This is a genomic window from Kribbella sp. CA-293567, from assembly GCF_027627575.1.
Lineage (GTDB): Bacteria > Actinomycetota > Actinomycetes > Propionibacteriales > Kribbellaceae > Kribbella.
The window spans coordinates 6533528-6547938 of sequence record NZ_CP114065.1 but is presented as its reverse complement, the minus strand read 5'-3'; the positions used below and the strand labels follow the sequence as shown (position 1 = coordinate 6547938).

Annotated in this window: 14 protein-coding genes; 7 read left to right on the top strand and 7 right to left on the bottom strand. The window is 68.6% G+C overall.

The features are described from left to right. Positions 1-11: 11 nt before the first annotated feature. Positions 12-1280, top strand: coding sequence for a threonine synthase (gene thrC, locus OX958_RS30315; protein ID WP_270133494.1), 1269 nt, complete (start codon positions 12-14; stop codon positions 1278-1280). Next, positions 1277-1552: a ubiquitin-like small modifier protein 1 gene (locus tag OX958_RS30310; protein ID WP_270133492.1), complete on the top strand. Its 276-nt coding sequence runs from the start codon at positions 1277-1279 to the stop codon at positions 1550-1552. The genes thrC and OX958_RS30310 overlap by 4 nt, the downstream gene beginning before the upstream one ends. A gap of 66 nt (positions 1553-1618) precedes the next feature. On the opposite strand, the gene argG is transcribed toward OX958_RS30310, so the two are convergent. Then, complete coding sequence (gene argG, locus OX958_RS30305; RefSeq protein ID WP_270133490.1) at positions 1619-3055, bottom strand: argininosuccinate synthase; 1437 nt, start codon at positions 3053-3055, stop codon at positions 1619-1621. A gap of 58 nt (positions 3056-3113) precedes the next feature. On the opposite strand from argG, the gene OX958_RS30300 reads away from it, so the two are divergent. Next, positions 3114-4253 (top strand): zinc-dependent alcohol dehydrogenase family protein, encoded by a 1140-nt coding sequence (locus tag OX958_RS30300; RefSeq protein WP_270133488.1) that lies wholly within the window; start codon positions 3114-3116, stop codon positions 4251-4253. On the opposite strand, the gene OX958_RS30295 is transcribed toward OX958_RS30300, so the two are convergent. Further along, the gene (locus OX958_RS30295; protein WP_270133487.1) at positions 4156-5385 is read right to left on the bottom strand and encodes a helix-turn-helix domain-containing protein; all 1230 of its coding nucleotides are present in this window, start codon (positions 5383-5385) and stop codon (positions 4156-4158) included. The two genes, OX958_RS30300 and OX958_RS30295, sit on opposite strands and share 98 nt — an antisense overlap. Before the next feature lie 174 nt (positions 5386-5559). Between OX958_RS30295 and OX958_RS30290 the strand changes: the two genes are divergently transcribed. Genes OX958_RS30290 through OX958_RS30280 form a run of 3 tightly spaced genes read left to right on the top strand, consistent with a single transcriptional unit; the run spans position 5560 to position 8239 of the window. Further along, positions 5560-6732 (top strand): DegT/DnrJ/EryC1/StrS family aminotransferase, encoded by a 1173-nt coding sequence (locus OX958_RS30290; RefSeq protein WP_270133486.1) that lies wholly within the window; start codon positions 5560-5562, stop codon positions 6730-6732. Continuing rightward, positions 6725-7495 carry an amidohydrolase family protein gene (locus tag OX958_RS30285; protein WP_270133485.1) on the top strand — a complete coding sequence of 257 codons (771 nt, stop codon included), beginning with the start codon at positions 6725-6727 and terminating at the stop codon, positions 7493-7495. Before OX958_RS30290 ends, OX958_RS30285 begins: the two co-directional genes overlap by 8 nt. Then, complete coding sequence (locus tag OX958_RS30280; protein WP_270133477.1) at positions 7496-8239, top strand: amidohydrolase family protein; 744 nt, start codon at positions 7496-7498, stop codon at positions 8237-8239. Here OX958_RS30280 and OX958_RS30275 read toward each other — a convergent pair. Further along, positions 8214-9158 (bottom strand): dihydrodipicolinate synthase family protein, encoded by a 945-nt coding sequence (locus OX958_RS30275; protein ID WP_270133476.1) that lies wholly within the window; start codon positions 9156-9158, stop codon positions 8214-8216. The two genes, OX958_RS30280 and OX958_RS30275, sit on opposite strands and share 26 nt — an antisense overlap. Then, on the bottom strand, positions 9158-10276 hold the full coding sequence (locus OX958_RS30270; RefSeq protein WP_270133475.1) for a mandelate racemase/muconate lactonizing enzyme family protein: 1119 nt from the start codon (positions 10274-10276) through the stop codon (positions 9158-9160). Before OX958_RS30270 ends, OX958_RS30275 begins: the two co-directional genes overlap by 1 nt. A 100-nt stretch (positions 10277-10376) precedes the next feature. Between OX958_RS30270 and OX958_RS30265 the strand changes: the two genes are divergently transcribed. Next, complete coding sequence (locus OX958_RS30265; RefSeq protein WP_270133474.1) at positions 10377-11339, top strand: LLM class flavin-dependent oxidoreductase; 963 nt, start codon at positions 10377-10379, stop codon at positions 11337-11339. Here the strand turns inward: OX958_RS30265 and OX958_RS30260 are convergent. The 3 genes from OX958_RS30260 to OX958_RS30250 form a co-directional block, all read right to left on the bottom strand. After that, positions 11336-12157 carry a carbohydrate ABC transporter permease gene (locus OX958_RS30260; RefSeq protein ID WP_270133472.1) on the bottom strand — a complete coding sequence of 274 codons (822 nt, stop codon included), beginning with the start codon at positions 12155-12157 and terminating at the stop codon, positions 11336-11338. The genes OX958_RS30265 and OX958_RS30260 overlap by 4 nt on opposite strands. Further along, positions 12157-12972, bottom strand: coding sequence for a carbohydrate ABC transporter permease (locus OX958_RS30255; RefSeq protein WP_270139176.1), 816 nt, complete (start codon positions 12970-12972; stop codon positions 12157-12159). The genes OX958_RS30260 and OX958_RS30255 overlap by 1 nt, the downstream gene beginning before the upstream one ends. A gap of 152 nt (positions 12973-13124) precedes the next feature. Further along, on the bottom strand, positions 13125-14390 hold the full coding sequence (locus OX958_RS30250; RefSeq protein ID WP_270133471.1) for an ABC transporter substrate-binding protein: 1266 nt from the start codon (positions 14388-14390) through the stop codon (positions 13125-13127). Positions 14391-14411 lie beyond the last annotated feature (21 nt).

Genomic DNA, 14411 nt, shown 5'->3' with positions numbered 1-14411 from the left:
AAAACTCCGTCATGAGCCTGAGCACCGCGCCGACCACCCACACCATCCGTGAAGGTGCCTTCGGCAACGGAACCCACCTGAGCTGTCGTGCCTGTGGCGCGAAGTCCGAGCTGGGCCCGTTCTACGCCTGTATGGAGTGCTTCGGTCCGCTGGAGGTCGGGTACGAGTTCCCCACCATCACGCGGGCACAGATCGAAGCCGGCCCCAAGAACATCTGGCGCTACCAGCCGCTGCTGCCCGTCCCGGTCGACGTGGCCAGCTTCCCGAACACCGAGCCCGGCTACACCCGGCTGATCGACGCCGGCAACCTCGCCCGCGCTCTCGGCCTGCGCAAGCTGTGGGTGAAGGACGACTCGGGCAACCCGACGCACTCCTTCAAGGACCGGGTCGTCGCCTCCGCCCTGAGCGCCACCCGTGAGCTCGGCATGAAGGTCTTCGCCTGCCCCTCCACCGGCAACCTGGCCAACGCGGTCGCCGCGGCCGCCGCCCGGGCCGGCATCCGCTCGGTCGTGTTCGTGCCGCAGGACCTGGAGCGCCCCAAGATCATCACCACCGCCGTGTACGGCGGCACGCTGGTGGCCGTCGAGGGCAACTACGACGACGTCAACAAGCTGGCCTCCGAGATCGCCGGCGAGGAGGACGGCTGGGCGTTCGTGAACGTCAACGTCCGGCCGTACTACTCCGAGGGTTCCAAGACCCTCGCCTACGAAATCGCCGAGCAGCTCGGCTGGCGGATCCCGCAGCAGGTGGTGATCCCGGTCGCGTCCGGTTCGCAGCTGACCAAGATCGACAAGGGGTTCACCGAGCTCGGCAAGCTGGGCCTGGTCGACGCCACCGACTACAGGATCTACGGCGCGCAGGCGACCGGCTGCTCGCCGGTGGCGCAGGCGTTCCGCGACGGCCACGACGTGGTGAAGCCGGTCAAGCCGGACACCATCGCGAAGTCGCTGGCGATCGGCAACCCGGCCGACGGGCCGTACGTGCTGGACGTGGCCCGGCGGACCGGTGGGGTGATCGAGGATGTCAGTGACGAAGAGGTGATCCAGGGCATCCAGTTGCTCGCCCGGACCGAGGGCATCTTCACCGAGACGGCGGGCGGGGTGACCGTCGCGACGCTGAAGAAGCTGATCGAGACCGGTCAGCTCGATCCCGACGCCGAGACGGTGATCATCAACTCCGGCGACGGGCTGAAGACGCTCGACGCCGTGGCCGACCGGGTCGGCCCGAAGGTCACCATCCCCGCGTCGTACGACGCCTTCGTGAAGGCTGGTCTGCAGTGAGTGTCAGTGTCCGTGTCCCGACCATCTTGCGTCCCTACACCCAGGGCGTCTCCGAGGTCTCCGTCGAGGGTTCCACGCTGAGCGAGGTGCTGGAGTCGCTCGACTCGTCGTACCCGGGGATCAGGAGCCGGGTGCTCGACGAGTCGGGTGAGCTGCGCCGGTTCGTGAACATCTACGTCGACAACGACGACGTGCGGTTCTCCGAGGGGTTGCAGACGCCGATCAAGGACGGCGGCCAGGTCTCCATCATCCCGGCCGTCGCCGGCGGCTGATTCTTCTGGTAAACGAAGGAAACCCCGGACCTGCTGGTCCGGGGTTTCCTTCGTGTGCTGCTGAGGTCAGTCGGTGCCGAACTCCATCGCCGCGTTGTCGAGGAGCTCGTCGTCGGGGTTGATCTCGCCGCGGGAGGCGATCGCGTCGGCGCCGCCCTGGGTCATCTCACCGATCAGGGTGGTGTCGGCGCCGAGCAGTTCGGCGTGGGCCGAGCCGATCATCCCGAGACCGGCGTACTGCTCCAGTTTGGCGCGGGAGTCGGCGATGTCGAGGTTGCGCATGGTCAGCTGGCCGATCCGGTCGACCGGGCCGAAGGCGGAGTCCTCGGTGCGCTCCATCGACAGCTTGTCCGGGTGGTAGCTGAAGGCCGGTCCGGTGGTGTTGATGATCGAGTAGTCGTCGCCGCGCCGCAGCCGCAGCGTGACCTCACCGGTGATCGCCGAGCCGACCCAGCGCTGCAGCGACTCGCGCACCATCAGCGCCTGCGGGTCCAGCCAGCGGCCCTCGTACATCAGCCGGCCGAGCTTGCGGCCCTCGTTGTGGTACGACGCGATCGTGTCCTCGTTGTGGATCGCGTTCACCAGCCGCTCGTACGCCGCGTGCAGCAGCGCCATCCCCGGTGCTTCGTAGATGCCCCGGCTCTTGGCCTCGATGATCCGGTTCTCGATCTGGTCCGACATACCGAGACCGTGCCGGCCGCCGATCGCGTTGGCCTCCAGCACCAGGTCGACCGCGGAGCCGAACTCCTTGCCGTTGATCGTCACCGGCCGGCCCCGGACGAAGCCGATCGTGACGTCCTCGCTGCCGATCTCGACGTTCGGGTCCCAGAACTTGACGCCCATGATCGGGTCGACCGTCTCGATCCCGGTGTCCAGGTGCTCCAGCGTCTTCGCCTCGTGCGTCGCGCCCCAGATGTTCGCGTCGGTCGAGTACGCCTTCTCGGTGCTGTCGCGGTACGGCAGCTCGTGTGCGACCAGCCACTCGCTCATCTCCTTGCGGCCACCGAGCTCGGTGACGAAGGCGGCGTCGAGCCACGGCTTGTAGATCCGCAGGTTCGGGTTGGTCAGCAGCCCGTAGCGGTAGAACCGCTCGATGTCGTTGCCCTTGAAGGTCGAGCCGTCGCCCCAGATCTGGACGTCGTCCTCGAGCATCGCGCGGACCAGCAGGGTGCCGGTGACCGCGCGGCCCAGCGGGGTGGTGTTGAAGTACGCCCGGCCACCGCTGCGGATGTGGAACGCGCCGCAGGTCAGCGCGGCCAGGCCTTCCTCGACCAGCGCGGCGCGGCAGTCGACCAGCCGGGAGATCTCGGCGCCGTACGCCTTGGCGCGGCCGGGGACCGAGTCGATCTCGGGCTCGTCGTACTGACCGATGTCGGCGGTGTAGGTGCAGGGCACCGCGCCCTTGTCGCGCATCCAGGCGACCGCGACCGACGTATCGAGGCCTCCGGAGAAGGCGATGCCGACGCGTTCGCCGACGGGCAGAGACGTGATGACCTTGGACATGAGAATAAGTATGCACTCACCTGCATGATCATGCAAACCGGGTCGCTAGGATGGCCCGATGCGCGCGATCGTGATCGAGCAGTACGGCGTACCGCCGACGGTGCAGGAGGTGCCCGAGCCTGCGGTCCAGCCTGGTGGGGTGGTCGTGCAGGTGGCGGCGACCGGGTTGTGCCGCAGTGACTGGCACGGGTGGCAGGGTCATGATCCCGACATCGTGCTGCCCCATGTGCCGGGACACGAACTGGCCGGGACGATTGCCGCGGTGGGCGCGGGCGTGGAGGGCTGGGCGGTCGGCGATCGGGTCACGTCGCCGTTCATCTGCGCCTGTGGGACCTGCGAGCAGTGTTTGCAGGGGAATCAGCAGGTCTGCCCGAATCAGTTGCAGCCGGGGTTCAACTACTGGGGTTCGTTCGCGGAGTACGTCGCGCTGCCGTTCGCCGCGGTGAATCTTGTCCGGCTACCGGAGTCGCTCGACTTCGGTACGGCGGCAGGGTTGGGGTGCCGGTTCGCTACGTCGTTCCGGGCTGTGCGGCAGGTAGGCCGGGTCGTTGCCGGCGAGAATGTGGTGGTCTTCGGATGCGGTGGCATCGGGCTGTCGGCGGTGATGATCGCTGCGGCGCTCGGTGCGCGGGTGATCGCTGTGGACACGAACCCGGCGGCCCTCGAGTTGGCCCGCTCGTACGGCGCTGCCGAGGTGCTGTTGTCGTCGGAGTCCGTCGCTGACGAGATCCGAGAACTGACCGGCGGTGGGGCACAGGTGACGATGGACGCCCTGGGCTCCAACGAGATCGTGCAGAGCGCGTTGCGGTCGCTGCGCCCGCGGGGGCGGCATCTGCAGGTGGGGCTGCTGCCGTCCGGGGTGCAGTTGGATGTCGGCGGCCTGATCTGGCAGGAGCTGGAGTGGCTCGGCAGTCATGGGATGCCGGCGCATGCCTATCCGGAGATGCTCGGGCTCGTTGCCTCCGGCAACCTCGCCCCCGCCGAGTTGATCACGCGGAGGATCTCCCTGGAGGAGGTGCCGGCGGCGCTCGCTGCGCTGAGCGATGGGACGCCGGCAGGCATCACGGTTATCAACCCCTGGGGCGAGCCGTCATCGAACCTCAGAGCCGGATCAGATAGACCGTTGGTGGCCGGCCGGTGCGGCCGTGTTGCTGACTGCCGATCGGGTCGGCCAGGCCGGCGCGTTCGAGGCGCTTGAGGACGCGGCGGGCCGTCCGCAGCTGGACCGCCAGGTGCTCGGCGACGTCCTGGGTGGTGAGGCCGTCGGGGAGGGTGGCGACCAGTTCGCGCATCCGGGACAGGGTCTGGGTGTTGAGGCCGACCCGGCGGGCCAGCAGCGGCAGGGATTCGGGCGCCCGGTCGGTGACGGGCTGGTCGCGCTCGCTGGAGGGCTCGATCACGATCTCGACGTCGTCCGACATCGAGACCACCCCGGCCACCGGGCCCATCGACGCCGCGCGGCTGACCGCGCGGCGGGCCAGCGCCTCGGCCTCGGCCGCAGTACGGCCGACTCCGAAGCCGACGCGGGCGGTCGGGTGGCGCGCGGCCAGCGCGTCGAGCAACGGCATCCGGCTGAACTGTTCGGTGGCTTGCTCGAGCAGGCCGCGGGTGGTGACGACGAGGTTCCGGCCGTCCGGCAGGACCGCGAGGCTGCCGCCAAGCGTGATCAGGTCGCGGGCCAGCGCGTCGTCCGGCTGCGGAAGCTCGACGATGCCGAGCGCTACCTGGGCATCGCCGACGTGCTGGCCGGTGGTGGTGAGTACGAGGGCTTGCAGGGTGTGCTGGATCGAGTACCGCGAGGGCGCCAGGCGCACCGAGGGCATCTCGTTCTCCAGCAGGTGGAACGCCGAGCCGAGGCAACTGATCGCGACCTTGGTGTCGTGCTGCTCGTGCACGCTGCGGTGGAAGGCGACGATGTCGTCGGAGGTCAGGCCGGCGCGGTACGGCAGCACGTGGATGTCGTCGGTGGGCAGCTTGGCCTCGATCAGCGTCTCGATCACCTCCGTCCGGCGCAGGGTGTCGATCGACAGCCGGGTGACGTCGTGGCCGAGGCGGAGCAGTTCGACCAGCGCGCGCAGCAGGGTGGCGCCGTCGTACGAGACGTACATCGCCGGGCGGTCGATGACGCCGGCCTCGGTGGCGATCGTGAACGGGACGACGCCGGTGAAGAGGATCGCGTCCACCTGCTCGTGGACCTGCTCGACCAGCTGGACGGCCTCGGTCTCGTGCCGGTAGGGCAGCGGGACCAGGGTGGCCGGATTGTTCGCGGTGCCGACCGCGAGGACGCGCTGGACCAGGTCCTCCGGACCGATGATCCCGACGCTGATCACTGCGGTGCACCCCTCGTTGGATCCCCGAAAATCTGGTCCGAAAATCTGGTCCGGCCCTCAAATCGGCACAATAGCGCACTGTCTGCCGAAGGTGGGGCAACTCTTGACGCCATCTGACGCCGTCTCCTAGGTTTCGGTCAAGACCTAAACTGCTGCAATCCCGGGGAGCCGCTCATGTCCGGAGCGCCAGTACGCCGTACGCCGCTGCCCGGGGTGCTCGAACCGGCCGGGCGAACCATCGGCGCGGAGGAACGGGCCGCCGTCCTGCGGGTGCTCGACTCGGCGGTGTTGTGCAGCACCTTCGGCGGCGAGGCGCGGGCGCTGGAAGACGAGATGGCAGCGCTGTACGGACGGCCGGCGATGGCGTGCAGCTCCGGTACGGCGGCTTTGCATCTCGCGATGGCGGCGGTTCGGTTCGAGCCTGGTGACGAGGTGATCACGACGCCGATCTCGGACTTCGGCACGGTGGCGCCGGTCCTGGCGCAGAACGGCGTACCGGTGTTCGCCGATGTGGATCCGGTGACGGGGAACCTCGATCCGGTAGCGGTGGAGGCGGCGGTCACGGCCCGGACCCGGGCGATCGTCGTGGTGCATCTGTTCGGTGCGCCCGCGGACGTGGTGGGCTTGCGTGCCGTGGCTGACCGGCACGGGCTGGTGCTGATCGAGGACTGTGCCCAGGCCTGGCTGGGGACGACGGCCTCGGGGGAGCTGCTCGGCACGTTCGGCGACATCGCCTGTTTCAGCCTGCAGCAGTACAAGCACATCACGGCTGGGGACGGTGGGCTGGCCGTGACCGCTGACGCGGAATTGGAGTCGCGGATGCGGCTGTTCATGGACAAGGGGTGGGATCGCTCAGGTGGGCGGAAGCATCTCGTGCTCGGGCTGAACTACCGGATGACGGAACTGGTCGCCGCGGTCGCGCGGGCACAGCTGGGCAAGGTCGCTGGAGTGGTGAAGCGGCGGCAGGAGGCGGCGGGAGAGCTGGTTGACGCGCTGCGGGACCTCGGGGTCGGGTTGCCGTCCCTCGCCGGGCATGCGTTCTGGCTGTTTCCGCTGATCGTGGCCGGGGGCAATCGGAGATGGGCGGATCGGCTCACTGCTGAAGGTGTTCCTGCCTCCGCCGGGTACTTGGAGCGATTGCTGTATGCCAATCCGGTCTTCGCCGGCGCGCCGGTGTACGGAACTTCGCGGTATCCGTTGGACCGGGCGTATCCGGTCGGCCTGTGCCCGAACGCCGAAGAGCTGATCGACCGGACCCTCGTAGTGTTGCCCTGGAACGAGGCCTACACGACGACGGATGTCGATGACATCGCCCGCGCGATCCGGAAGGTGCACGCCGATGGATGAGTGGCTGACTCGGTCCGCCGAGGAAGACGTCGAGTACGACGTCGACGTCCTGTTCGGGGCCTGGCCCAGCCATCCGGACGATTCGGATCTGGCCGGGGTGACGGCTCGGCTGGCTCGGCATCAGGTCCGCAACGCGTTGGCGGTCTCCACTCGTGGCGCGCTGTTCTCGGATCGGGCCGGCAACGCGGAGACCTTCGCGGCGAGTGCCACGCAAGGCTCGTCGAACGGCACCACCAACAACGACGTCCGGCTGGTTCCGGTGGGCACTGTGGATCTGCGGGATCCGTTGACCGCTGTCGAGCAGCTGGACCAGATGGTTGCGCAGGGCATCAAGTTCGTCCGGTTGTTCACCGTGCAGCAAGGAGTGCTGGGGGACACGCCGGGATACCGGCACGTGGTGGGCGAAGTGGTGGCGCGGGGGATGGTGTTGCTGCAGGACGGCGATCCGCGCAAGTTCGGGGACGTGCTGGCGGGGCGCGGGGCCGAGGTCGTCTTCCTGGATCTGCACGTCTATCTGCTGGGTGACTTCCTGGTGATGGCCGAGCGGGAGCCGGGGTTCCGGGCGACCACCCGGATGTTGTCGAGTCCGGACGGGATCGAGCGGGTGGTGGAGCGGGTGGGCGCCCGGCATCTGGTGTTCGGCTCGCGGACGCCGTTCATGGACGTCTCACCGCAGACGCTGCGCCTGCGGTACGCGCGGATCGGCGCCGGCGACCGGGCCTTGATTGCCGGGGGCAACGTTCGAGAGCTGTTGGGGGAGTAGATGCGGATCATCGACGTGCACGGGCACTGGGGTGAGTGGCCGTTCCATCTGGAGGTGGGCGGGGTGGCGCTCAACCTCGAACTGATGGATCGGTACGGGATCGAGCTGCAGATCGTGTCCGCGGCCGAGGCGGTGGTCTACGACGCGGTGGCGGGTAACGCGAAGCTGGCCGAGGTGCTGATGGAGCAGCCGCGGCTGTACGGGTACGCGGTGGTCAACGCGAACCGGCTCGAACGCAGCGCGGAGGATCTGCGGGACTGCCTCAGCACCGGACGGTTCGTGGGAGCGAAGATCCACACCACGTACCCCGGCGTGGGGATCGGGTCGCCGTTGATGGCCGAGGCCTTCGACCTGCTGAACGAGCTGGAGGTGCCGTTGCTGATTCACACCTGGGGCAAGGATGTCGCGCTGCTGCCGGAGCTGTTGGAGGAGCGGCCCGGCCTCGAGGTGATCGCCGGGCACGCCGGGGGTGACGCGTGGCGGGAGGCAGCCAAGGCTGCGGTGCAGTGCGATCGGCTCTATCTGGAGCACTGCCGCACGGTGACGGACGCCGGCCGGATCGCCTACGCCCGCAGCATCGGCGTACCGATGGAGCAGTTCCTGTTCGGTACCGACTCGACGTTGATCGACCCGTGCATCTCCCTCGGTGTCATCCGCGACGCGGGGTTCACCGAGGCAGAGCTGGTCCAGGTTTTGTCGAGCAATGCGGAGCGGTTGTTCAAAGGCTTTCGAGGCAACGGATGACGAGGTCGCGTTCGGCGGCGGGGAGGCTCGGCCCGTAGGGGTCGGAAGCAGCAGCCTCGGGGAGCAGGCCTTCCCAGACGGCGGCCCAGAGCATGCGCTGGACATAGCCTTCGATCGGGTCGTAGAAGGTGACGGCGGCGAAGCGGTCGAGGCGGTCCGAGGCCTTCAGGAACTCAGCGTGGTCGCCGGCTGTCCAGGCCCGCAGTACTGCGGCCGACAACTCGACCTGGGCGGCAGCAATGCCCACCAGGGCAGTGTCCGCTCCCCACATCATCGACGGGCCGTACATCCGGTCCTCGCCCGTGATCAGCAGCTTCCCGGAGTCGCGGCCTGCCCAGATCGCGTCCTGGCAGGCGACGGCCTGGTCCAGCGTCGCCGTCTTGACCCCGAGCATCTCGGGCAGTGACAGGAGTTCCTTGATCAGGGACGGCGGATACGGATAGCCGCCGGCACCGCCGTGCAGGTAGAAGCCGACCAGCGGCAACCCGCTCTCGGCCGCCACCCGCTGGTGCAGCCGCACAGCCGCAGCCTCGCCATCCGGGAGTGAGCCATAGGCCGCCAAGGGATAGACCATCACCGCATCGGCTCCGAAGCCCGCCGCGTTGACAGCCATTCCCACAGTGGCGTCTTCCGCCTCCCTCAAGCTGCCCGGCTCGACACTGCGCGGCACCCCGACGCCTGCCACGAGCGGAGCGCTCGTGGCGGCTCGCCAGGTCGCCATGACCTTGCCACGGTCCGCCTCGCTCAGGAACAGTCCCCGGCCGGTGTGAGCCCAGACGGCCACCCCGCCGATGGGTCCGGCCGCGATGGCAGCCGCATAGGGCTCCAGGGCGTCGTACGAGACGACGCCGGTGCTGTCCATCGGTGTGACGACAGCAGGGAGGAGCGTGCCGCGGAGCTGTTCAACCAGTGCGTGCATCAGAGGTCGTGTCCTAGTCCGGGCCGGGTCGGCACTTCCACCCAGCCATTGACGTCGCTGAAGGTCTTGGGAGCCAGCGGCTCCTCGCGGACCAGCAGCGGTCCGACCAGGTCGGCCGGAACGGTAGCACCGGGCACAGCCGCCGCCAGATGTACTGCGGCGAGCGTTGCCACTCCCAGCTCGGGCATCGATCCGACCTTCACCGCCAGTCCGGCGGCCTCGGCCAGATGCGCGATCTGCAGCGCCCTGTGCAGTCCCCCGACCTTGAGAATCTTGATGTTCAGTACGTCGGCAGCGCCCCGCCGCACGATCTCCAGGGCGTCCTGCAGCGACTGCATGCTCTCGTCGACCATCAGCCGCAGGTCGAGCCGCTCCCGCAGCCGCACCAGCCCGGCAAGGTCCCATCGCGGCAGTGGCTGCTCCACCAGAGCCAGACCCGCATCGGCCATCTTGGCCAGCACCGGCAACGCGGTCGCCGCGTCGTACCCCTCGTTGGCATCCAGGCAGAGCTCCGCGCCGGGCGGCAGCGCGGCGAGCACTGCTCGGACGAGTTCGAGGTCGGCGGCCGGGTCCTTGCCACCCTTGACCTTCAGGTGCCGGAATCCGCGGTCGGCGTACTCCGCTGCCTCGGCCGCCATCTCGTCCAGGGTGCCGAGCCCGACCACCCACGCCGTCTCGACCCGGGAGCGGATGCTGCCACCGAGCAGGACGTGGACCGGCCAGCCGCTCAGCAGCCCGGCCAGGTCGTGCAGGGCGATGTCGATCCCCGACTTGGCCACGTGCTGACCGCGCAGCGCGGTGTCCATCAGCAGGTGGGCGCCGGCCCGGTCGAGCGGGTCGTGGCCGATCAGGGCCGGGACCAGGTGCTCCTCGATCGCCGCCCGGACGCCGGCCAGCGTCTCACCCGTGTACGCCGTCATCGGTGACGTCTCGCCGACCCCGACGAGCCCTTCGGTCGTTTCGACCTCCACCACCAGGCTGACCAGTTCGGTGCTCACGCCACTGCTGATCCGGAACGGCCGCCGGTACGCCGCGCGCACCACCTGGGTCCTGATCTGGGCGATGACTCCGGCGGCCGCGGCGGCCGGCAGCTCAAGAGGCTGCGGTGCGACACTCACGAATCTGCTCCTTGGGGTCGCGCAACGAGACAAAAGGACTTACGGTCAAGACCGTAATTACCCAGCACGGTGGATGTCAATGGACCGAAAGGTGGCAGGGATGCGACTCGGGCTCTATCTCAACCTGTACGGCGACGAGGCGGACCGCCCCTCGCTGGAGGACGGCGTCGAGCAGGCCCGGCTGGCCGAACAGGCGGGTTTCGAGTGGGTCGTGCTCGGCGAGCGGCACCTGCATCGCCCCGGCTACCACGAGATCCTCACCTCGATGACCTGGCTGGCGGCCAGGACCGAGCGGATCGGGATCGCCACCGCGGGCATCGTCGCGCCGCTCTACCAGCCGGTGGTGCTGGCCGAGACGCTCGCCCACCTCGACGTCCTGTCGGGCGGCCGGCTGACCGCGGGCTTCGTGCTCGGCTACCGGCCGGAGGAGTTCGCCCTGTACGGCGTGCAGCAGGCCGAGCGGGTCGCGCGGTTCGAGGAGTGCCTGGACATTCTGACCCGGCTGTGGACCGAGGACGAGGTCACCTTCGACGGCAAGTTCACCAGCATCAGCGAGGCCTTCCTGTCGCCCAAGCCGGTGCAGAACCCGCGACCGCGGATCTGGAACGGTGGCCGCGTCTCGGCGATGCTCGAACGCACCGCCCGGATGTGCGACGGCTGGACCACGTCGTTCAACGAGCTCGATGCCGACCTGCCGGCGAAGATCGCGGAGTACCGGTCGTATCCCCGGGGTGCGGGCACGCTCGGCGCCGAGGTCATCCTGTGTCGTGAGGGCTACGCGGCGCCGACCTCGCAGGACGCCCGCAAGGTGCTGGAGGAGCCGCTACGCGACCTGTACGACGCCTACACCGGCTGGAAGCGCACCTCCGCCGACGCCGCGCGGTACACCCAGGGCTGGGACGACATCGCCGACCGCGGCGTGATCGGCTCACCGGCCGAGTGCGCCGAGCGGATCCAGCACTACGAGGAAATGGGGGCCGACGGCATCGTGCTGCGGATCCAGCCGCCGGGGATGTCACAGGCCGATGCGCTGAGGGCGATCGAGGCGTTCGGCAATCTCTAGGCTTTGAGGCCTGACATCGCGATGCTGTCGGTCAGGTAGCGCTGCAGCAGCCCGAAGACGAGCAGGCTCGGGACGACGGTGATGGTCGCGCCGGCCATCACCTGGTTGATCGGGACGGCCTCGCTCTGCAGACTCGCCAGGCCGACGGTCAGCGTCTGCATCTGCGCCGACTGGCCGATCACCAGCGGCCAGAGGAAGTCGTTCCAGTGCCAGAGGAAGACGAAGATGCCGAGCGTCGCCAGCACCGGCCGGACCAGCGGCAGCACGATCGTGGTGAACGTCCGCCACTCGGAGGCGCCGTCGATCTCGGCTGCCTCGAACAGCTCGTCGGGCAACTGGCTGATGAACTGGCGCAGCAGGAAGACCGCCTGCGAGTTCGCCAGCGTGGGCACGATCAGCCCCCAGTAGCCGTCCACCCAGCCGAGCTTCGAGACCAGGATGTACGACGGGATCAGGGTCGCCTGGAACGGCACCATCAGCGTCGCCAGAAAGGCCCAGAACATCAGCTCCCGGCCCGGGAACCGCTTCTTCGCGAAGGCGTAACCGGCCATCGCGGCGAACAGCAGGATGAAGAACACCGAGATCAGCGAGTAGGCCAGCGAGTTGAGCGTCCAGCGGACGATGTCCGAGCTGGACAGCACGGTGGAGAAGTTCTGCAGCGTCCAGCGGGTCGGGTCGAGCGCGCCCGGAAAGGTCTGGCCGCTCGGCGGCGCGAAGGCGACCAGCACCATCGCGGCGAACGGCACGATCGTCACGATCGCGGTCAGCGTGAGCAGGGTCGGCAGCGTCAGCCGGGCCGGGTGTACGGCGGAGCGCATCAGTCGTCCCTTCCGACCAGCCGGCGCTGGACCAGCGAGACGACCAGCACGATCAGGAACAGCACCAGCCCGATCGCACTCGCGTAGCCGAAGTCGAAGAACTTGAAGCCGGAGTCGTAGAGGAAGTACACCAGCGAGTAGCTGCCCCGGATCGGCCCGCCGGCGGTCATCACGTACATCGCGTCGAAGACCTGGAACGCCCCGATCGTCTCGATCACCAGCACGAAGAACAGCACCGGCCGCAACTGCGGCAGGACGATGTAGCGGAACCGCTGCCAGCGGCCGGCGCCGTCGATCATCGCGGCTTCCAGATAGGACCGTGGCACGGCCTGCAACCCGGCCAGCAGGATCAGCATCGAGTAGCCGAAGCCCCGCCAGGCCGACATCACCGCGATCGACGGCAACACCGAGCCGGCGGTGCCGAGGAAGTCGAACGGACCGAGGGAGAGCCACCCCAGTACCCCGTTGAGCAACCCGTCCTCGGCGTTGTAGATCCACTTCCAGACCACCGCCGCGAGCACGATGCTGGTGACGTAGGGCAGGAAGAAGACACCGCGGAAGAAGCCGCGGTTCCAGACCACCTGCTGCAGCAGCAGCGCGGTACCGAGGGAGAGCAGCACGATCAGCGGGACGAAGATGGCCGTGTAGGTAAGGGTGACCAGCAGGCTCCGGTGGAACAGCTCGTCGCCGAGCAGCCGCGAGTAGTTGTCAACGGCAACGAAATCCCACTGGCCGCTGAGCCGGTAGTCGGTCAGTGAGAGCAGGAACGCGCCCACCACCGGGACGAACCGGAAGACGACGAACAGCACCAGCATGGGCGCCACGAACAGCAGGCCTGCCAACGACCGGCGACGTCGCCACGGCGACAGGTCCCGGCGCGCCGCCCGCGCTGCCGGTCCTGTCGCCTGGTCCGGTGGGGAGGCCGCGCGGCCTCCCTCCGTGATTGCCGCGCGACCTCCCCACGAGCTCATCTCTGGCGTGCCAGCAGGTCGTCGGCCTGCTTGGCCGCGTCGTCCAGGGCCTGCTGCGGCGTCTTCTTGCCGGTCAGCGCGGCCTGCAGTTCCACCGCGAGCAACGACATCACCTGCCGGGCGGCCGGGTTCGGCTCACCCGGATAGGCGTACTCGAGGGCGGCGGCGAACTTCTCCGCCTCGGCGTCCTTGGCCGGCACCTTCGCGTCGGTCCGCGGCGACAGGAAGCCGGACGCCGAGCCGAGGCTGACGACCTGCTGAGGGTCGATCATGAAGGAGAGGAACTTCTCCGCGCCGGCGAGGTTCTTCGACGCGGCGTTCACGCTGAGGCCACCGGGCAGCCCGAAGCCGACCTGCTTCTCGCCCTTCAACGGCAGCCCGATGATGACGTTGCCCGCGCCCCAGGTGGTGGCGACCGTCTTGGCGTCCGCGGGCGTGTTGGTGAAGCCCATCGCGACCTGCTGCTTGCCCAGCGGCTGGTCGGCGATCACGTTGCCGTTGGTCAGCGCGGCCTTCGGGATCGCGCCCTCGGAGTACAGGCTGGTCAGGAAGGTCAGTGCCTCGACGCCGGGGGCCTGGTTGAAGGCCGCCTTCTTGCCGTCCTCGCTGAAGACCCGGCCGCCGGCCTGCCAGAGCAGCGGGTAGAAGTTCAGGTTCAGGGTCGCGGTCGGCGAGGCCGAGTAGTCGAGGGTCGCGACACCGGCCGCCTTCAGCTTCGGCGCGGCGGCCTTGATCTCGTCCCAGGTCTGCGGCGGCGTCGTGATGCCGGCCTGGTCGAGCAGCTTTTTGTTGTACATCGTCGTGGTGACGGTGTGATAGATCGGCGCGGCGTAAGCCTTGCCGTCGACGGTCAGCGCCTTGACCGCGCCCGGCAGGAACTTGTCCTTGGCCGGCTCGACCACCTTGTCGACCGGGGCAAGCGACCCGTTCCGCACGTACTGCGGGACCTGGTCGGGGTTCAGCAGCACCACGTCCGGGCCCTTGCCGCCGGAGAACGCGGTGGCCAGCTTCTCGTCCCGGTTCAGCCAGGGCTGCAGCTCGATCTTGAGGTCCGTGCCGGCGTTGGCCGCCTCGAAGTCCTTCTCGATCTGGCCCCAGTACGCGGTACCGGCCTTGTCGTCGGCGATCACCGGATAGATCCAGGCGGTGACGGTGCCGGCGGAGGACGACGACGGCTCGTCGGAGCCGCCGCAGGCGGTGAGTGAGGCGGCCACGGCGAACGCCGCGAACGGCGCGAGGATACGGCTGGCGGTGGTTTTCATCGGACCCCTTCTAATAACGGT